This is a genomic window from Kitasatospora sp. NPDC097691, from assembly GCF_040302665.1.
Classification (GTDB): Bacteria; Actinomycetota; Actinomycetes; order Streptomycetales; family Streptomycetaceae; genus Kitasatospora.
In genome coordinates this window covers 72397-89644 of sequence record NZ_JBEORY010000023.1, presented here as the reverse complement: position 1 = coordinate 89644, position 17248 = coordinate 72397, and the positions used below count along the sequence as shown (strand labels likewise).

At 71.0% G+C, this 17248-nt stretch carries 23 protein-coding genes; 10 read left to right on the top strand and 13 right to left on the bottom strand.

All coding sequences use genetic code 11. The annotated features are described in order from the left end of the window. Positions 1–102: 102 nt before the first annotated feature. Positions 103–1068, top strand: coding sequence for a hypothetical protein (locus ABTY56_RS18630; RefSeq protein ID WP_350629966.1), 966 nt, complete (start codon positions 103–105; stop codon positions 1066–1068). 120 nt (positions 1069–1188) lie between these two features. Here ABTY56_RS18630 and ABTY56_RS18625 read toward each other — a convergent pair whose 3' ends face one another. After that, entirely contained in the window at positions 1189–1824 is a 636-nt protein-coding gene (locus tag ABTY56_RS18625) for an NAD(P)-dependent oxidoreductase (protein ID WP_350629964.1), read from the bottom strand. A gap of 156 nt (positions 1825–1980) precedes the next feature. On the opposite strand from ABTY56_RS18625, the gene ABTY56_RS18620 reads away from it, so the two are divergent. Then, positions 1981–2754 carry an SDR family NAD(P)-dependent oxidoreductase gene (locus ABTY56_RS18620; protein WP_350629962.1) on the top strand — a complete coding sequence of 258 codons (774 nt, stop codon included), beginning with the start codon at positions 1981–1983 and terminating at the stop codon, positions 2752–2754. Between the two features lie 123 nt (positions 2755–2877). After that, entirely contained in the window at positions 2878–3486 is a 609-nt protein-coding gene (locus tag ABTY56_RS18615) for a TetR/AcrR family transcriptional regulator (protein WP_350629960.1), read from the top strand. An 18-nt stretch (positions 3487–3504) separates the two neighbouring features. Here the strand turns inward: ABTY56_RS18615 and ABTY56_RS18610 are convergent, their stop codons facing one another. Together ABTY56_RS18610 and ABTY56_RS18605 are read right to left on the bottom strand one after the other, a co-directional pair. Continuing rightward, the gene (locus ABTY56_RS18610; RefSeq protein WP_350629958.1) at positions 3505–4248 is read right to left on the bottom strand and encodes a hypothetical protein; all 744 of its coding nucleotides are present in this window, start codon (positions 4246–4248) and stop codon (positions 3505–3507) included. Between the two features lie 142 nt (positions 4249–4390). Next, the gene (locus ABTY56_RS18605; RefSeq protein ID WP_350629956.1) at positions 4391–5263 is read right to left on the bottom strand and encodes an alpha/beta fold hydrolase; all 873 of its coding nucleotides are present in this window, start codon (positions 5261–5263) and stop codon (positions 4391–4393) included. 81 nt (positions 5264–5344) lie between these two features. Between ABTY56_RS18605 and ABTY56_RS18600 the strand changes: the two genes are divergently transcribed. The 3 genes from ABTY56_RS18600 (at position 5345) to ABTY56_RS18590 (ending at position 8283) form a co-directional block, all read left to right on the top strand. Next, positions 5345–5941: a TetR/AcrR family transcriptional regulator gene (locus ABTY56_RS18600; protein ID WP_350629954.1), complete on the top strand. Its 597-nt coding sequence runs from the start codon at positions 5345–5347 to the stop codon at positions 5939–5941. A 90-nt stretch (positions 5942–6031) separates the two neighbouring features. Then, positions 6032–7522 carry an AAA family ATPase gene (locus tag ABTY56_RS18595; protein ID WP_350629952.1) on the top strand — a complete coding sequence of 497 codons (1491 nt, stop codon included), beginning with the start codon at positions 6032–6034 and terminating at the stop codon, positions 7520–7522. A 71-nt stretch (positions 7523–7593) separates the two neighbouring features. Beyond that, entirely contained in the window at positions 7594–8283 is a 690-nt protein-coding gene (locus ABTY56_RS18590; protein ID WP_350629950.1) for an HNH endonuclease, read from the top strand. 71 nt (positions 8284–8354) lie between these two features. Here ABTY56_RS18590 and ABTY56_RS18585 read toward each other — a convergent pair whose 3' ends face one another. Next, on the bottom strand, positions 8355–9083 hold the full coding sequence (locus tag ABTY56_RS18585) for a dienelactone hydrolase family protein (protein ID WP_350629948.1): 729 nt from the start codon (positions 9081–9083) through the stop codon (positions 8355–8357). Between the two features lie 156 nt (positions 9084–9239). On the opposite strand from ABTY56_RS18585, the gene ABTY56_RS18580 reads away from it, so the two are divergent. Then, the gene (locus ABTY56_RS18580) at positions 9240–10289 is read left to right on the top strand and encodes a fatty acid desaturase family protein (protein WP_350629946.1); all 1050 of its coding nucleotides are present in this window, start codon (positions 9240–9242) and stop codon (positions 10287–10289) included. 66 nt (positions 10290–10355) lie between these two features. Here the strand turns inward: ABTY56_RS18580 and ABTY56_RS18575 are convergent, their stop codons facing one another. The 4 genes from ABTY56_RS18575 to ABTY56_RS18560 all read right to left on the bottom strand — a co-directional run bounded on the left by ABTY56_RS18575 (position 10356) and on the right by ABTY56_RS18560 (position 13413). Beyond that, the gene (locus tag ABTY56_RS18575) at positions 10356–11531 is read right to left on the bottom strand and encodes a methyltransferase domain-containing protein (RefSeq protein WP_350629944.1); all 1176 of its coding nucleotides are present in this window, start codon (positions 11529–11531) and stop codon (positions 10356–10358) included. 3 nt (positions 11532–11534) lie between these two features. Continuing rightward, the gene (locus ABTY56_RS18570) at positions 11535–11693 is read right to left on the bottom strand and encodes a hypothetical protein (RefSeq protein WP_350629942.1); all 159 of its coding nucleotides are present in this window, start codon (positions 11691–11693) and stop codon (positions 11535–11537) included. Between the two features lie 128 nt (positions 11694–11821). Beyond that, on the bottom strand, positions 11822–12664 hold the full coding sequence (locus ABTY56_RS18565; RefSeq protein WP_350629940.1) for a helix-turn-helix domain-containing protein: 843 nt from the start codon (positions 12662–12664) through the stop codon (positions 11822–11824). Further along, positions 12661–13413, bottom strand: a complete 753-nt coding sequence (locus ABTY56_RS18560; RefSeq protein ID WP_350629938.1) for a DUF6879 family protein — start codon at positions 13411–13413, stop codon at positions 12661–12663. Before ABTY56_RS18560 ends, ABTY56_RS18565 begins: the two co-directional genes overlap by 4 nt. Before the next feature lie 191 nt (positions 13414–13604). On the opposite strand from ABTY56_RS18560, the gene ABTY56_RS18555 reads away from it, so the two are divergent. Then, on the top strand, positions 13605–14144 hold the full coding sequence (locus tag ABTY56_RS18555) for a DUF6879 family protein (RefSeq protein ID WP_350629936.1): 540 nt from the start codon (positions 13605–13607) through the stop codon (positions 14142–14144). A 44-nt stretch (positions 14145–14188) separates the two neighbouring features. Here the strand turns inward: ABTY56_RS18555 and ABTY56_RS18550 are convergent, their stop codons facing one another. The 4 genes from ABTY56_RS18550 to ABTY56_RS18535 all read right to left on the bottom strand — a co-directional run bounded on the left by ABTY56_RS18550 (position 14189) and on the right by ABTY56_RS18535 (position 15810). Next, entirely contained in the window at positions 14189–14380 is a 192-nt protein-coding gene (locus ABTY56_RS18550) for a DUF397 domain-containing protein (RefSeq protein WP_350629934.1), read from the bottom strand. Between the two features lie 150 nt (positions 14381–14530). After that, positions 14531–14722, bottom strand: coding sequence for a DUF397 domain-containing protein (locus tag ABTY56_RS18545; RefSeq protein WP_350629932.1), 192 nt, complete (start codon positions 14720–14722; stop codon positions 14531–14533). Positions 14723–14759: 37 nt separating this feature from the next. Further along, entirely contained in the window at positions 14760–14951 is a 192-nt protein-coding gene (locus tag ABTY56_RS18540) for a DUF397 domain-containing protein (protein ID WP_350629930.1), read from the bottom strand. Next, a complete protein-coding gene (locus ABTY56_RS18535; protein ID WP_350629928.1) occupies positions 14944–15810 on the bottom strand; it encodes a helix-turn-helix domain-containing protein in 867 nt (288 codons plus the stop codon). The genes ABTY56_RS18540 and ABTY56_RS18535 overlap by 8 nt, the downstream gene beginning before the upstream one ends. A 237-nt stretch (positions 15811–16047) precedes the next feature. Here ABTY56_RS18535 and ABTY56_RS18530 point away from each other — a divergent pair, with 237 nt between their 5' ends. Continuing rightward, positions 16048–16410: an ATP-binding protein gene (locus ABTY56_RS18530; RefSeq protein WP_350629926.1), complete on the top strand. Its 363-nt coding sequence runs from the start codon at positions 16048–16050 to the stop codon at positions 16408–16410. Then, a complete protein-coding gene (locus tag ABTY56_RS18525; RefSeq protein ID WP_350629924.1) occupies positions 16407–16655 on the top strand; it encodes a hypothetical protein in 249 nt (82 codons plus the stop codon). The genes ABTY56_RS18530 and ABTY56_RS18525 overlap by 4 nt, the downstream gene beginning before the upstream one ends. Before the next feature lie 180 nt (positions 16656–16835). On the opposite strand, the gene ABTY56_RS18520 is transcribed toward ABTY56_RS18525, so the two are convergent. Beyond that, on the bottom strand, positions 16836–17204 hold the full coding sequence (locus ABTY56_RS18520; protein ID WP_350629922.1) for a nuclear transport factor 2 family protein: 369 nt from the start codon (positions 17202–17204) through the stop codon (positions 16836–16838). Positions 17205–17248: the final 44 nt, after the last annotated feature.

Genomic DNA, 17248 nt, shown 5'->3' with positions numbered 1-17248 from the left:
GACTCGCGTGGTCGGGTGCGGGGTGGGTAGCGTCACGCCGAGGGCGGTTCGGTGGGCGGCCGCGCTCTCCATGGGCGGGCCGGGCGAGGCGGGGTGTCGGAGATGACGGACGGCGAGTGGTGGCGCAAGAGCGGGCCGTGGAGCGAGCGTCCTGCGGGGGACGCGGAGGACCGGGCCGCGCGGGGCGGTGCCGTGCCCGGGGCCGGGGCGGGCGCCCCGGCGGCCGCAGGCGCCCCGTCCGTACCGCCCGCGCCGTCCGTACCGCCCGCGCCCGCGCCGGATCCTGACAGCGTGTACGACCCGCCGGCGCCGAGTGCGGCCGGGATCCCGTCCGTCCCGCTGAACCCGCCGGACGCGGTCGAGGCGGAGCGGCGGGCGTCCGCGATCCCGCCGCCGACGGTGAGCAGCACCGGACCGTGGACCATGACGGTGTTCGACTTCTCGGACGGGCCGGAGCCCGCGCCGAACCCGGTCCCCGAGCAGCGCGCGCCGGAGCCGGCCGCCGGGTCGGCCGAGGCCGCGGCGGCGCAGTCGGATGGGACCGGGGCGGACCCGAAGGCGGCGCGGAAGGCGCGGAAGCTGCGCTCGGCCAAGGGCAAGGCGGCACAGCAGGCCGCCGCCGGCGCGCCCGGGGCTCCCGCCGGCCGGAAGGGCGCCGGGAAGGGCGCCGGGAAGGGGGCGGCGGGCAAGGACGCTGGGGCCCGCAAGGCGTCCCCGCTGATCCTGCTCTCCAGCGCCCTGCTGGTCGGCGGCGCCGTCACCGGCTTCTTCCCGGTCATGCTGGCCGGCTGGGGCCTGGGCTACCTGTCCCGCCAACTCTCGGACCTGATGCGCAAGTTCGCGATCCTCGGCATTCCGCTGATCACGATGAGCGCGACCACCCTGTACAGCATGCAGCATGCCAAGCAGGCCGGTGCCCAGGGCGGCGGCGGTCTGCAGTCGGGCTCCCCGCTGGGCCAGATCAGCTGGTCGTCGGCCCCGAACGTGCTGCGGGTTTCGGCGGTGATCTCCGCGGTGGTCCTGCTGCTGGTCGGCATGCGCCGCCGTCCGCCGCAGCAGCAGGGCTGAGGCGCCGACGGCCGCTGGGGCCGTCGGCTCGCGGTCGTACGCGGCGGGTCGGCTCGCAGCCGGAGGCGGTCAGCCGTCGGCGTCGGTCACCCGTCGGCGTCGGTCAGCCGTCGGCGTCGGTCACCCGTCGGCGAGGTGGACGAGCCGGCGGAAGGTGTCCGGGTCGCCGAGGTGGTCGGTGATCCAGCGGGCGACGGTGGCGCGGGCGGCGGTGCCGGCGCGGGGGAGCGGCCGGTCGTAGGAGACCAGGGGGTGGGCGGAGGGCGGCCCGTCCTTGAGCATCGGCACGCGGACGACCGTCCAGTCGACGTCCGACTCGGCGAGCACCTCCTCCATCCGGGCCAGGTCGTGGTGGATCTCCCGGTACAGCCGGTCGACCACGAGCCTGGTCACCACCCGTTGGGCGAGGGGGAGCCGGCTGGTGTCCAGACCGGCCGAGCCCATGGTCACCAGGTGCTCGGCGCCGCCGGCCCGGACGGCGGCGGTCAGGGCCCGGGCGCCGTCGGAGAAGACGGTGGTGGCCCGGCGGCCGGTGGTGCCGAGCGCGGCGACGACGACGTCCTGGCCGTCCAGCGGTTCCAGCAATGACGCGGGTTCGTGGACGTCGGCGGCCGCGGTGCGCGGGGTGCCGTGTGCGAAGTCCGGTAGCCGGGCGGGGGTGCGCGCGACGGCGGTGACCTCGTGTCCCGCCGCCAGGGCGAGGTCGACCACCAGGCGGCCGGTGCGTCCGGTGGCGCCCACGACTGCGATCCTCATCGGTTCCTCCTTGTGATCTCCGGGCTCTCCGCCGGCCGGTGCGGCCGGGGCGGTTCGCCCTTGCGATTCATTCAGACGGACTGTATGAATGAATCCAGTGAACCACAGCACACCGTGAGAGCAAGCCCGAGAGCAAGCCCGAAGGAGCGATGGGACATGGGAGTTCGACAGGCGCGGTACCCCGACCTGGCCGGCCGGGTCGTCGTGATCACCGGCGGCAGCCGCGGCATCGGCGCGGAGACCGCCCGGGCCTTCGCCCGCCAGGGGTCGGCCGTGGCCGTCCTCGGCCGGGACGAGGCGGCGCTGGCGAAGGTGGCGGAGGAACTGCGCGCGAACGGCGCCCGGACGCTCGCACTGGTCGCCGACTGCACCGACCCGGCGGCGCTCGACTCCGCCGCCGCCCGGATCGAGCGGGAGCTCGGCCCGGTCGACGTCCTGGCCGCGTTCGCCGGCGGCGACGGCTACCCCGTACCGACCGTCCGCGAGACCGAGGAACACTGGCGGGCCGTCGTGGACGGCAACCTCACCGCCACCTTCCTCACCGTCCGGGCCTTCCTGCCCGGCTTCTCGGCCCGTCGCGGCGGTTCGATCGTCACCATGGCCTCGACGGCGGGCCGGCTGCCCAGCGGGGCCTCCGCCGCGTACGCCGCGGCCAAGGCGGGGGTGCTGATGTTCACCCGCCACCTGGCGCTGGAGGTCGCCGGCGAGGGCGTGCGGGTCAACGCGATCGCGCCCGGGGCCGTCCGCACCGAGCGGACCGCGGCACAGATGCCGCTGGAGGTCCAGGCCACGGTCGCCGCCGCGCACCCGCTGGGCCGCCTCGGCGAGCCGGAGGACCTCGCCGCCGCCACGCTCTTCCTGGCCTCCGACGCCTCGTCCTGGATCACCGGCCAGACCCTGGACGTCAGCGGCGGCCGGGTCATCCTGTGAGTGCCGGGGCGGCCCGGCGCGGGTGACCGGTCGGCGGCCCGCCGGTTCACGCGATACTGCCAGTTCACGCGGAACCGCCGGTTCACGCGGACGGTGCACGCGGAACGAGTGGAGGCGAGCGGGATGAGCCCCCGGTCCTACCGGATGGGACAGCGGCAGGCGGAGGTCGACGAGACCCGGGCCCGGATCGTCGCGGCCGCCCGGGTGCACCTCGCGGAGACCGGCGGGCTCTCGCTGGACGCGGTCGCCCGCCGCGCGGACGTCGCCCGGGCCACCGTCTACTACCAGTTCGGCTCCAAGACGGGCCTGCTGGAGGCGGTCTGCGACGCCCTCGCCGAGCAGGGCGGCATGGCCCGGCTGGCCGAGGCGTTCACCCTGGCCGACCCGTGGGCGGCGGTGGACCGCTTCGTCGAGGTGATGGGCGGCTTCTGGGCGTTCGACCGGGTCTGCACCCGCCGGCTGCGCGCCCTCGCCGCCCTCGACGACGAAGTCGGCCGGGTCATCGCCGACCGCGACGCCCGGCGCCGCGAGGGCGCCGCGGTCCTGTCCGGCCGCCTGCCCGCCGCCCCGCCGGACGCGGCGGGCCTGCTGTTCGTCCTGACCGCGTTCGAGACCTACGACGCCCTGGCGGCGGAGGCGGCGGCGGAGCCGGGGGACGATCTGACCGCGGCCGTGCCGGCGGTCACCCGCCTGGTCCGCGCCGCCCTCGGCGGGCCGGGGGCGGCGGCGTAGCGAGCCGGTCCGGCGGCCTCAGCGCAGCGGGAGCGCCTTGACGCCCGAGAGCACCGGGATGAGCTGGAACCGGCCGTCCCCGGCGCCGCAGGACGGCGTGGTGTCGGGGGTGTCGGAGATGTTCGTGCCGGCCTTGAACCGCCCGTCCCCGCTCGGGGCGAAGGTCGTGAAGTGGTCGTGGTAGCCGTCGTAGTAGTACATGCACTGGTGCAGGTTGAGGTACCGCCCGGCGGTCAGGTCCAGGGGCGTGGCGCTCGACAGCAGGGGGATGGGGAGGTCGGTGCCTCCGCCGCCGCAACTGACGGCGCTGTCACGGGAGTCGGAGACGTTGGTGCCGGCGACGAACTTGGCGTCCGTGGTCCCGACCACCGTGGTGAGGTGGTCCTGGTCGTAGTCGCTCCAGAAGACGCACTGGTGCAGGTTGAGGTAGCGCCCGGCCGTCAGGTCGTAGCCTTCGGCGGCGGTGTAGACGCTGGGCTGGTAGTTCCCGTCGCCCGGACCGCAGACGGCGGCGGGAACGGGGGTGTCGGAGACGTCCGTCCCGGCTCTGAACCGTCCGTCCTTGCTCGGGACCAGGGTGGTCAGGAGGTCGAAGCTGGTCGGCAGGAACGGGCCGTGGTAGACGCACTGGTGCAGGTTCAGGTACCGGCCCGCCGGGGGCTGCGGAGCGGTGCTCGCGGCGGCGGTGGGAGCCGGGCCGACCAGGGCGGCGACGGACAGGGCGGCGCCGACGAGCGCGGCGGTGCGTGGGGACGGACGCATGGGGAGGTCTCCGTGGTGCGGTGCGGCCGCTCCGGGCGAGCGGCCGTCACGCACGAGGCTTCCCGTGGGGGCCGGTGCCCCCGGTCGCTGCGCGGCAGGTTCACCTGAACGACCGGCTGACCGGCCCGCGTTGACGCCGAGGTCAACCGGCCTGCCCGGCGGCCGTACCGAGGATGCCGTCGAGGACGGCCGCCGGGTCGTCGGTCGGCAGGGCGTGGCCGGCACCCGGAACCAGGGTGACTCGGGCGCCCGGGACGAGGCGGTGCAGCCGGGCGGCGGCCTCCCGGGCGTCGTGCAGGGCGCTGCGCTCACCGAGCAGGAAGAGCGCCGGGCCGTGGAGGCGGCCGAGTTCCTCGTCGGTGAGGGTGGTGGCGAGCGGCAGTCGGCGGCGGAATCCCATCGAGGCGCGCATCAGGGCCATCAGCTCGGTTTCCAGGATCGCGCTGTTGCCGACCAGCTTCGACAGCCGGGGCCGGAGCGGGCGCGGGGCCAGCGCGGCGAGGCCGCCGGCGATGAGCCAGGTGTAGAAGCGGCGGCCGGGGTCGGCCAGGCCCGCCGGGTCGACCAGGGTGAGGGTGGCGGCGCGGCCGGGGTGGTGGATCCGGTGGTTGAGGGCGATCCAGCCGCCGTAGGAGCAGCCGACCAGGTGGACGGCCGGCAGGTCGAGCCCGGTGAGGAGGTCCTCCAGCCATGCGGCGGCGTCGCGTCCGTTCCGGATGGGGGCGCTCTGCACGCTGGCGCCGGGTTCGCCGACGGTGTCCACGGCGATGACGGGGTGCCGGCGGGCGAGGTCGTCGAGGTAGCCGTGCCACATCAGCGCGTTGCCGCCCGAGCCGGGCAGCAGGACGACCGGCTGCCCCTCCGTTGGGCCGGTGCGGTGCACGCGGGTGGTGCCGAAGCCGGTGGGGACGTCGAGCGACGTCCGCGGGCCCGGCCACAGCCGGGTCAGCGCGCGCTCGTAGGCGGTGCGGAAGCGGGCTTCGGCCTTGCCGTTGCTGAACTCGCTGATTCGCATGATACATGTGTATCACATGCATGATACGGGTGTACCAGAAGAAGGGCCCCGACCGTCGGGCCCCGCCACGGAGGTCGGAACATGACCGCGAAGGTCGACCACGAAGAGCGTCGGCGGCAGATCGCCGAGGCCCTGCTGCGCATCGCCGACACCGACGGCCTTCAGTCGGCCAGCATGCGGGCGGTCGCGGCGGAGGCCGGCGTCTCACTGCGGCTCGTGCAGTACTACTTCACGACCAAGGAGCGCCTGCTGCTCGACGCCTTCGCCCGGCTCGGCGCCCAGCTCCAGGCCCGGATGGAGCGGTGGATCGGCGAGGCGCGCGCTCCGCGCGAGGTGGTGACGGCGATCCTGTCCTGCATCCTGCCGACCGACCCGGAGAGCCGCCGGATCACCCGCACCTACACGGCGTACTACACGCTGGTGCTCGGCGACCCGGAGGCGATGGAGCGGCACGGCGCCCGGCAGCCCGAGCTGCTGGAGGGCTTCCTCGCCCAGCAGCTCCGCGCCGCGCAGGAGGCCGGCGAGATCGACCCGGGCCGGGACACCGGGGTGACGGCGGCCGGGCTGCTGGCGATGGTCAACGGCCTCGGGTCGAGCGTCCTGGGCGGCCAGCGCAGCGGCGAGGAGGCGCTGGCGATCCTCACGTACCACCTGGACGAGCTGTTCCGAACGCCGTGAGGCGCGATCGGGTCAGGTGCGTACGGCGGACTGCCGAGCCGTCAGCGGACCTCTATACACTCGCGTACGACCGCGAGAAGGGAGTCGTGAATGTACGTAAATAAGCTGGCCATGAGCGGCATCCGAGGGTTCGACGGTCGACGGAAATTCGAACTCGACTTCTCGCGACCCGACGGAAGCTACGCGGGCTGGACCGTCCTGGCCGGGCGCAACGGGTCGGGCAAGACGACGATTCTCCGGGCGATCGCGATCGGCCTCATCGGGCAGCGGTTGGCGTCCCAGGTGGAGGATTCGCTGGAGGGATGGCTTTCCGAGAACCGGAAGCAGGGAAGCATCCGGCTCGACGTGTCGAACGACGCGCTGTGGGATGCCGGATATCCGGACGACGCGGTCGGCGCGGTCGAGATGATCTGGAGAATCGGGGCCGCGAAGAACCGGGGCGGGGAGCGCATCCTCCCCCGTGGGATCAGGGATCGGCTCCCGATCGAGATCAGCGAGCGCTTCGAGTCCGAGTTCGAGGAGCGCCGGTCGTTCGCACGCGTGTCCTTCAAGGCCCCCGACTCGCTGGAAGAAGTCCTCTGGTCGGGTGTGGGATATCCCGGATGGTTCGTTGCCGGATACGGCCCCTTTCGGCGTCTGACCGGGGGCAGCGAGGAGGACGACCGGTTCTCCGAGCGCGCCAAGGAGGTCAGTTCCCGCAGAATCCCCGCCTACGCGAACAAGCTGTCCGCCGTCCGGACCCTGTTCAATGAGCGCGACTCGCTTTCCGAAGCGGTCAGCTGGCTCATCCGCCTGCACATGCAACGGCTTGAGGACCTGCAGGGCGGCGAGAAGGGGAGCGGATCATCGGACCTCCTGGAGTCGATTTTCGCGCTGCTCCAGGACGGGCTCCTGCCGGATCACTACAAGGTCTCCCGGGTCGACCTCCAGGGGCTCTGGATCACCAACGAGGAGACCGGAAGGTCCACCCCGCTCCGGCAGATGAGTGACGGCTACCGGACGGTCGTCGCGCTGGTGCTCGACATCATCCGGCGCATGTTCGCCGCATACCCCTATCCGGACCTTCACCGGGTCGTCTACGAGAACGACACCCCCACCCTCCGGCACCCCGGGGTGGTGCTGATCGACGAGGTGGACGCGCACCTGCACGTGTCGTGGCAACAGCGCATCGGAGCCTGGCTGAAGGCGCACTTCCCCCAGGTGCAGTTCATCGTCACGACCCACAGCCCCTACGTCTGCCAGGCGGCCGACGAGAACGGACTCATCAGGCTGCCCGGGCCCGGCGAGATGAGTCCACCGAGCATCGTCGAACCCGACCTGTACCGGCGGGTGGTGTACGGCACCGGTGACGACGCGGTCATCTCGGACCTCTTCGGACTGGACACCCCGTACTCCGCCAAGGCCCAGGACATCCGGAAGAGTCTGGTGGAACTGGAGCGGAAGCTCGTCACCGGCCGGGCGACGGAGGAGGAACTGAGCCTTCTCCGGGACCTCAAACTGCATCTCGCGAGCTCTCCGGTGACGCGTGTCGACGAAATCTCCGCGAGGCTGCTCGGCGAGTCCGGCGGCGGTGCCCATTGATCCCGGTTCGCCGATTAGACCTGCCCGGTCCGGTCGAGCTGCGGCTCGACGCGCTGACCAGGGAGATCACGGTGGTCACCGACTCCACCGAGCGTGTGAGGACAGCCCATCGGGCATGGAAGCGACAGACCTTCCGGCGGGATGCGTACACGCCGGCACTCGGCAGGCTCAAGGAGATGGCGCCGGGGCACGACTGTTGCATGTACTGCGGCCAGAACCTCGCGGACCACATAGACCACTATGTGCCGATGAACCACGATCCGCTGCAGGCCTTCTCATGGCTGAACTACCTCCTCGCCTGCAGCGCGTGCAACAGCAGGTTCAAAAAGGGGACGCACGCGGTCGACGACACGGGAACTCCCATGCTCGTCAACCCGACGGTCGAGGACCCGTTCGTCCACCTCCACCTGGTCCTGGACACGGGCGAGTACTGCGGTCTGAGCCCCCGGGGCGAGTACACCGTCAGCACCTGCGGCCTCAATGCCGACAAGCGCCCCGACGCCCGTCGACACGCACGGGACGTGATGTCCCTCGCCCTTGAGCAGTGGTGGACCGCCAGGGACCGAGGGCTCCCCGACGAGATGTCCCGCGCGCTGAGCGTGATCCAGGACCAGCCTTTCGCCGGAGTGTTCCAGGCGATGCTGAGACAGGCTGTGAGGAGCGAAGCGGATCTGCTCTTCGCCGGCATCGGCAACAACGGCCGACTGCTGGACATCCTGCGCTCGCCCGGTGCGCAGAGCGAGCTGCGGGCGTCCGTGTAGGGCGCCCGGTGGCGGCGCCCCGCGGCCCCCTCGCGCTCGTCCGTACGAGGGGGCCCGCCGGCCCGGACGGCCTACAGGTGCTTGGCCAGGGCGCGGTGGATGCGCTGCCAGGCGTCCTCGGTGGCCGCGGCGTCGTGCTGGTCGGCGCGGTCGGCGGCGAAGCCGTGGCCGGCGCCCGGGTAGGTGACCAGCTCGTGGACGACCCCGGCCTCGGTGAGCTTCTCCTCGACCGCCCGCCACTCCGCGAGCGGCAGGATGTGGTCCCGGTCGCCGTTGAAGCCCAGCAGGAACACGCCGTTGGCGGCGATGCGGTCGGCGGTCTCCATCGGCGGGACCGGACCGACCAGCGGGAAACCGGAGTTGAGCATCCACCCCGGGTAGAACACGGCGGCCAGCTCGAAGCGCAGCTCGGTGGCGGCGCGGACGGCGATGTGGCCGCCCATGCTCGTGCCCAGGAACGCCACCCCGTGGCCGTCCGCCAGGCCGCGCGCCGCGGCCAGCGCGTCGGCGGCGTCGGCCACCAGCTGGTCGCGCTCCAGGGCGCGCATCAGGACGAGACCGGCCTCGCGCTCCTCGGCGCTGTAGCCGAGCTCGGTGCGGCGGGCGTCGCGCCAGTAGAAGTCCGGTGCCAGCGCGACGTACCCGAGGGCGGCCAGCTCGGCACAGATCCCGCGGACGTAGGCGTTGACCCCGTACAGCTCGGAGCAGACCACGACCGCGCCGCGGACCTGGCCCTCCGGGTGGTGGACGTAGGCCTCGATGCCGCCCGGCGTCCCGATCTCCTGCCAGTGACCCGTCATCAAATCCCCCGTTGTGTCGGCCTGATGGGTGTCGGCGGCCATCGTAGACGGTCGGCGCGCGAGGGGTGTCCCCCCTCGCCGGGCGGGGGTTAACACCCGTACGGGACGGGTGCTTCCCCCGTTCTTCGCGGCCCCCCGCCGAACCAGACTCGGGGCATGCCCACACAGACCGTGACGACGGCCGCCCCCGCCCCGCAGGCGGAGCGCAGCGCCGGCAGCGACTTCGCCCGACTGAGCCGCCGGATGGCCGCCGAGGGACTGCTCGACCGGCGCCCCGGCTACTACGCCGCACGCGTGGGCACGGTGCTCGCCGCGTTCCTCGGCGGCTGGTACGCGCTGTTCGCCCTGGGCGACACCTGGTGGCAACTGGGCCTGGCGGCGGCCATGTCCGTCGTCTTCGCCCAGGTCGCCCTGCTGTCGCACGACCTCGCGCACCGCCAGGTGTTCAGCCACCGGCTGCCGAGCGAGATCGGCGGCCGGATCGCCGCCAACCTGCTGATGGGCATGAGCTACGGCTGGTGGATGAACAAGCACACCCGCCACCACGCCAACCCGAACCACGAGGAGCGGGACCCGGACGTCGCGCCCGACCTCCTGGTGTGGTCCAAGCGGCAGGCCCGGCAGGCGAGCGGGATCGCCCGGTTCATCGGCCGCCGGCAGGCGTACCTGTTCCTCCCGCTGCTCCTGCTGGAGGGCCTCAACCTCAGCTTCAACAGCTTCCGCGCGCTGCGCAGCCCCACGATGAAGCGGCCGGTGCTGGAGGGCGTGCTGCTGGTGGTGCACTTCGTCGCCTACTTCGGCCTGGTGTTCGCGGCGCTGCCGACCGGGAAGGCGATCGCGTTCCTGGCCGTGCACCAGGCGCTGCTCGGGGTGTACCTGGGCTGCGTCTTCGCGCCGAACCACAAGGGCATGCTGATGGTGACGCCGGAGATGAAGCTGGACTTCCTGCGCCGCCAGGTGCTCACCTCGCGCAACGTGCGCGGCGGCGCGGTCATCGACGCGGTGATGGGCGGCCTCAACTACCAGGTGGAGCACCACCTGTTCCCCAGCATGCCGACCCCCGCGCTCGGGCGGGCCGCCCGGATCACCAAGGGGTTCTGCGCGGAGGAGGGGATCCCTTACTGCGAGACGGGCCTGCTCCGTTCGTACCGCGAGGTCTTCGCCCACCTGCACCGGACGGGCGAGCCGATCCGCTTCGGCGAGTGAGGTCGGGGCGAGTGGTGGGGAGTGGGAAGTCGGTGGGGCCGACTTCCCACTCCCGGTTTGGCGTTGTCAGTTCCGGGAGGGCACCGGGTTGTCCGGGGAGTCCAGCCACACCGTCCGGCCGCCGTCGGGCGTGACGGTGAGGCCGAAGCGCTCGAAGCCGGGGCGGCCCCGGTCGTCCCACCAGTGCCAGGCGGACCGCACCTCGTCCCAGAGGCCGCGGGGGCCGGACTGGACGACCTCGTACGCGGTGCGGCCGGGCTCCCAGTCGACGGTGGCCCAGGACGTGACGGCCGTGTCGTGCAGCCAGAGCGTGTAGCTGCCGTCCGCGTAGCGCTCGATGAGCGGGAAGGCCCCGGGCACCTGCACCCCGATGGCGAACATGGCCGGCCAGCCGCCGACGGCCTCCGGGGAGAGGGACGTCGACGACGTGGTGCCGTCCGCCGGCCACGGCCCGGACAGGTACTCCAGGCTGCCGGGGCGGGTGGCGCGCTGCCGGCGGAGCCGCATGAAGGCGGATGATCCGACGAACCGGCCGCTCGCGGTGCCGTCGTCGCCGACGGTCAGCCGGACGACGGCCTCCCCGCCGTACTCGGGCCCCCACGGGGCGACGATCAGCCCGCCGGGGCGGGTCTGCTCGACCCAGGCGGGCGGGATGCGGCTGACCGAGCACGTGGCGATCACCCGGTCGTACGGCGCGCCGGGCGGGTGGCCCACGGCTCCGTCACCGACCACGAGCGTCGGCGAGCAGCCGGCGCGCTTGAGTCGGAGCTGCGCCTCGGCGGCGTTGTCCTCGTCCACCTCGACCGTCACGACGCGGCCGGACCCGATGCGGTGGGAGAGGAGCGCGGCGTTCCAGCCCGTGCCGGTACCGATCTCCAGCACCCGGTCGCCGGGCTCGACGTCCAGGGCGGCGAGCATCGAGAACACCATGGTCGGCATCGAGTTGGAGGACGTGGGCGTGATGCCCCGGCCCTCCCCGGTGTGGTCGCCGTCGTCCCACTGCGTGGTGAGCGGGACGTCGGAGTAGACGGCGTGCCACCAGGCGGCCGGATCGGCGTGCCTGTTCACGGCGTCCCCCTGGCGGACACCGTCGCCCCGGCCGGGCCAGACGAGGGCCGGGACGAACCAGTGGCGGGGGACGGCGTCGTAGGAGGACAGCCAGTCCGAGGTGAGGGCCCCGTTCGCGGTCAGCGCGGAGGCCAGCCGGGCCCGGCCGGCCTCCGCTTCATGCTGCTCGATCACGCGTCAGTCACCCGACGCCGGGCCGCTGCCGTCCGAGGAGTTGCCACCCTCGTCACTGCCGCCGCCACCGTGCTTGTTGCCGCTGCTGCTGTCGTCCTGCTGACCGCCGCCCTTGCCGGAGCCGGAGCCGCCTCCGTGCTTGCCGTTGTCGAACACGGGCATGTGATTCCCCTTTCAACGGCGGCGCTGGATGCCGCCGTTGAGGAAGACGGTAGGGCGGCGGAGCGGGCGGGACGGCGCGCGATTCCCGAATATTCCGGGCACGGGCCGGCGGGGTTCGCGGAGATTCTTCAGAGGTCTCCGAGCGCCCTGCGACAGCGGGTGATCACCCTGTGGGCGTCCGCACCGTAGACGGCGGAAGCGGCCAGGGTCTCCCAGACGCGCAGGTAGAGGGACACGTTCTCTGGCTGGTCGAGCCAGAGCTCGGCGTGCCAGTCCTCGACGATGACGAGCCGCTCGTCGTGGATCCAGAAGCCGTTGGCAGCGGGCAACTTGAGCGAGGCTTCGAACGGGACGATGCCGAGTGAGACGGTGTCCAGGCCGATGACGCCAGCGAGACGGTCGAGCTGCGCGGCCATCACGGGCGGAGGGCAGACCAGGGCGCGAAGGGCGGATTCCCACATGAGGATGTGGTACTGCTTGCCGGACCGGTACAGGCTCTCCTGGCGCTGAATGCGGGCTCGTACAGCATCGTCTATGTCACGTGGGGACCGGTGGAGATCGACGTACGCGCTGAAGATGTGCCGGGCGTAGTCGGCGGTCTGGAGCATCCCGACAATCATGGCGCCTTCCCAGGCGCGCAGGAAGTGCGAACGGTCGTGCTCGGCAGTCAGGGTGTCCTGCACCGGTTTGTGTCCGGCGGCCAACTGCCGTCGCCACGACCGGGTCCCTGACTCGAAGGACCGCAGTCGGGCTGACAGTTCGGCTGCCGTGCGGGGTTGTCCGACAGCCTCGGCCCAAGCTTTGAGGTCGTCGTGGGTGGCCGTTTGCCGGCCGGTCTCCAGCTTGCTGACCTTGGACTGCGTCCAGCACAGGAGATCGGCCAGCTGCCGACCTGTGAGACCGCCCTCGGCCCGCAGCTCGCGGAGCCGCTGACCGAGGGCGATCCTGGCGTGCTGGAAGTCGGTGGTCACGCTTCGGACGGTACCCCAGCGGCGAATTCACGGCTCGGGACTGCGTGGTGCCAGGCGGCGTCCCGGACCTGGCAGGCACGGGCCACCTGCACCGGATCGGTGATCAGTTCGATCTCCGTGATCTCGTCCTCGGTGTTGAAGTGCAGCAGAGCGATGACGCGGGAGTCGAACAGCCAGGCGTCCTCCGCCGGGAGGTCCAGCCGGTCGGCGTCAGCACGCCAGAGGTAGCGGACGTCCTCGCCGACGAGGTTGTTCCGTTCGGCATTGTGGAGCAGGTACCGCTGCCCCATGGTGGGCGGGTTGTCCACGATCCGCACCCGCTCGAACCGCTTTCCCAGGGCCGACTGTTCACGGCGCGAGATGCACCAGGGGTGGTCGAGGTCCCAGTCAAATCCCAAGCCGGCGGCGAACCGCTGGTACGTCTCGCTCTGTTCGTCGGAGCGGTACTGTCGACGGGTCTCCAGCCGGAACGCCGTGTGCTGGAAGCTCACGAACATGTCGTCGAACTGCTCGTAGTCGATCAGTACGCGCTTTCGGTTGACGTCGCGCGGAGCGAAGTCGGCGAGCAGAACGCGCGGCACGGCCACAGCGCCCTCGCTGGGTTTGACGTTGCGCAGCTGGGCGAGCTCTGCGGGATCGGTGACCACGTCACCCTGCACGAGCACCTCTCCGGTTCGCACGTCCTCGTACAACGTCGGGCACCCGTTGAGGCCCGAGTTGCTTCCGATGTATCGCAGTCGTCGGCTCATTTCCGCTCCCTCCAAGTCGGTCAGGCGGGATCAGAATGCCCTGGAACTGTCAGGCAGGAAGCGGTGATTCTCGAATATTCGCGCAAGACTGGGACTTGCTGTAGTCGACCGGTCACGGACCTAGTTTGATGATGGCTGGGTTGCAGCCCTCGCGAACCGGTCGTGAGGATCGTGCCGAAGGAGCCACGCCAGTGCCGGAGTTCGTTCCCCAGCAGAGGATCACCGAGTTCATCAACGACGGGTTCGAGCACACCGCCTGGCGGTTGGAGACGAGGACCGGGTACCTCTCCGACAAGCAGATGCCCTCCTATGCGGAGTTCTTGCGCACGGGGGACACCCCTGGCGAGGTCGGGCACCCGTGGTTCGAGAACGTGCGCCGCATGGTCGACAAGGGCAAGAGGTTCGAGCGGGTGCGCCTGGTGGACAACCCGCCGACCGAGGGGCAGCGGTATCTCCTGGCGTGTGCCCGGACCAACGTGGCTGCCGGTGAGGACATCCGGTGCATGTGGCGGTCGGACGCCGAGGCGGCTGGGCTGACGGGGCTGTCGGACTTCTGGCTCTTCGACTCCCGTACGGTCGCGCGCTTCCATTTCGAAGGGGAGCGCACCGTGGGCATGGAGCTGGTCACCGAGCCACTGGAAGTCCTGCGAGCCTGCCAGGCCCGTGACGTCGCCTGGCACCACGCGACGCCCTACGGGGAGTTCTGGGCTCAGGTGCCTTCCGGGATGTGAGGCGGGTGTTGCGGCCCCTCGCGCGGGTGAGGGGCCGCTGGGGTTCAGGCGTGGTGGTCGAGTTCGCCGGCCTTGGCGCTGTGGAGGAGTGCGGCGAGGGCGGCGGGGGTGGTGCGGAGGATGATGTGGCCTTCGTCGGACTCGCGGAGTTCGACTGCCCCGTCCGCTGAACGGACCTCCACACAGTTCTCGACGTTGCCGCTGAACGAGGACTTCTGCCAGTCGGAGTCGGTCATCTTCGGCCTCTCATTGGGCAAACAGGTCCTACCGCGAGATCGCCGGCCCACCTCCAGTGGGTCGGCGAGCCGGTTCCGCTTCGGCGAGTGAACGGTAGGGAGGGGTGGGAGTGGGAAGTCGGCGTGGCCGACTTCCCACTCCAAGGCGGGTCAGGCGTGGTGGTCGAGTTCGCCGGTCTTGGCGCTGTGGAGGAGTGCGGCGAGGGCGGCGGGGGTGGTGCGGAGGATGGTGCGGCCCTCGTCGGACTCGCGGAGTTCGATCAGACCCTCGACGGTCCGGATCTCGACGCACTCGTTTCCTGAGGCGCTGTAGCTGGACTTCTGCCACTGGACGTTAGGCATGATCCCTCCGGGGGCTTGGGTGCAGATGGCACGCGCGTTAGGCGTGGTGGTCGAGTTCGCCGGCCTTGGCGCTGTGGAGCAGTGCGGCGAGGGCGGCGGAGGTGGTGCGGAGGATGATGTGGCCCTCGTCGGACTCACGGAGTTCGACCACTCCGTCGACCTTGCGGACCTCGACGCACGCGTTGCTTGAGCCGGAATAGCTGGACTTCTGCCACGTCGAGCTATCCATGCTTACCCTCGATCTCCTTCTTGATTCTGCGGATGTAGTCGCGAGACTCCTGCTCGGAGAGGGCAACCTTTGCCATCCGCCTGAGAATCTCGCGATAGCTCGCGAGCTGTGCGGGCGAGTCGAAGATCATGCTGCTGTGGCTGGTATCGATCTGGAGAGTGTCCAGTTCGGTCACGGCGCCCGCCGCGTAGGTGAAGTTCTCGCTCGGACCAGGTAGCGATTCGACATCGAACGGTACCGCCCGGATGGAGATCCGCGGGTTCTCGGAGTGCTCGATCAGAGCGTCGAGCTGTTCGGCGAGGACCTTTGGTCCGCTGAACTGCATCCGTAGCGCGGCCTCATGGATGAAGGCGCAGATGGGCGTCGTGTCCGGCTGAACGATGTGTTGTCGCCTCATCCGGAACTCCGTGCGTACATCGACTTCGTGGTCCGGGAGTGGCGGAATGGCACGCGCGAAGACGGATGCGGCATAGGCCTTTGTCTGTAGCAGCCCGTGAACGAATGTGATCGTGTAGCTGGTCAGCTTCTTCGCGCTGCCTTCGAGCTCTGCGATGTCGAGCAGGTCCGTGGAGACCGTTCCTCGATACTGCTCCCACCAGGTGCTCTTGTCTCGTTCGGTGACCATGTCGGCCAGTGCGTCGATCAGAGCGTGGTTGTCACACATGCAGACGGCTGCGATGGTCCGGAGCCGCTCGACGCTGATCCCGCCCTTTCCGCTCTCCATCTGCGTGATCTGCGCGGGCTGGATGCCGAGTTCGCGCGCCAGCTGACTGCCGCCCAGGCCGGCATGCTCCCGCATCCGTCGCAGCTCGGTCCCGATCCGCCGCTGGCGGAGTGTCGGGTTCGGTCGTAGGGCCATAGTCACAAGTCTGCCGCAGGCCGAGAGCACGGGTGTGCCCCGTTTGGGGGAACCCTTCCAGGGTCGGCTCAAATTTGAGCCCGCGTGCGCTATGGTCGACATCACCTCGATCCGACGGATCGTCAGTAACGCCTGCTAGCAAGCACCGCAGAGCAGCCATGTCCTTCCACCTGGCCTGGCTCACGGCGACATGTGTTCCGCCGGTTCTTCCCTCACTCACGCCTCGGGAGAAGTCCCATGCGTCACCTCAACACGCCCTCGATCGCCATCGCCCGTCAGTCCCTCCTCGACACCATGACCCGCGTCGGCTGGTCCCCCTCCAGCATCTTCGACGCGCAGCTCGCCCTCGTCGAACTCCTGGTCAACGCCTGGCGGCACGGCGACACCCCCGCGCCGATCGTCCAGATCATCTCCGTCGACCGGACCCTCCGCGTCTCCATCACGGACGAGAGCCCGATCGTTCCGAACCTGCAGGCCCCCAATCTCCTCGCCGAGTCCGGCCGGGGCCTGCAGTTGGTCGCCGGCCTCACCCACCGCTGGGGTGTCGACCCGCAGGAGCGCGGCAAGTCCGTCTGGTTCGAGCTGGACGGTGCCGCGTGAACCGCCACCCCATGAAGCCGACCGACCCGCGGATCCGGCACTACACGGACGACCACATCCGCACCCTCCTCGCCGAAGTCCAGGAGCGCGGCAAGAAGTTCGGCCTGATCTGGCCCTCGGCCGGCACCGACAGGACCCTCGACGGCCGGGTCCTCGTCCGCTTCGGCACCGCCCCCGCCTCCACCCTCCTCAACCTCCTCACCCTCCTCCTCGACGTCGACCGCGAGACCTGGTGCGATTCCTGATCGGGGCGGCCTTCGCCGTCCTCCTCGCCCTCGCCTTCGCGACGGTCGCCCTGGGCGTCGTCACCGCTCTCCGTGCGACCCCGACCCCGCCGGACGAGGACGCGTAGGAGCACGCAGAGGAGGGCCGCGACCACCCCCGTTGGTCACGGCCCCCCTGCGCTCCCGGCTGCCCCTCCGGGCTCAGCTCTTCTTCTCGAATCCGGCGAGCAGGCCGCGCGGGTCGAAGGTGACCCGGATCCGGGCGATCTTCCCGTCCTCCACGTGCATCCAGTTCACCGTCGGGGTCGGCTCCGCGACGCTGGTGTTCAGCTCGAACCAGGTGATCACCTCGTCGCCCTCGGCGACCCGGACCTTCACGTCGATCTTCTCCAGCACCCGCCCGAGCCCCTGCAGCCCGGCCAGCGCCTCCTCCACGCCCGACGCCGCTCCCAGTGCCCCGACGAAGTCCACGTCGTCGGCCAGCAGCCCACGGAGGGTCTCGAAGTCGCCCGCCTCCCAGGCGGTGAAGTAGGCCTCGGCAAGCTCGCGTGCAGTCGTCGTCGTCGTCATGCCTCCATGCTTCCGCGCGCTGATCCATCCGTCCAACAGATGGA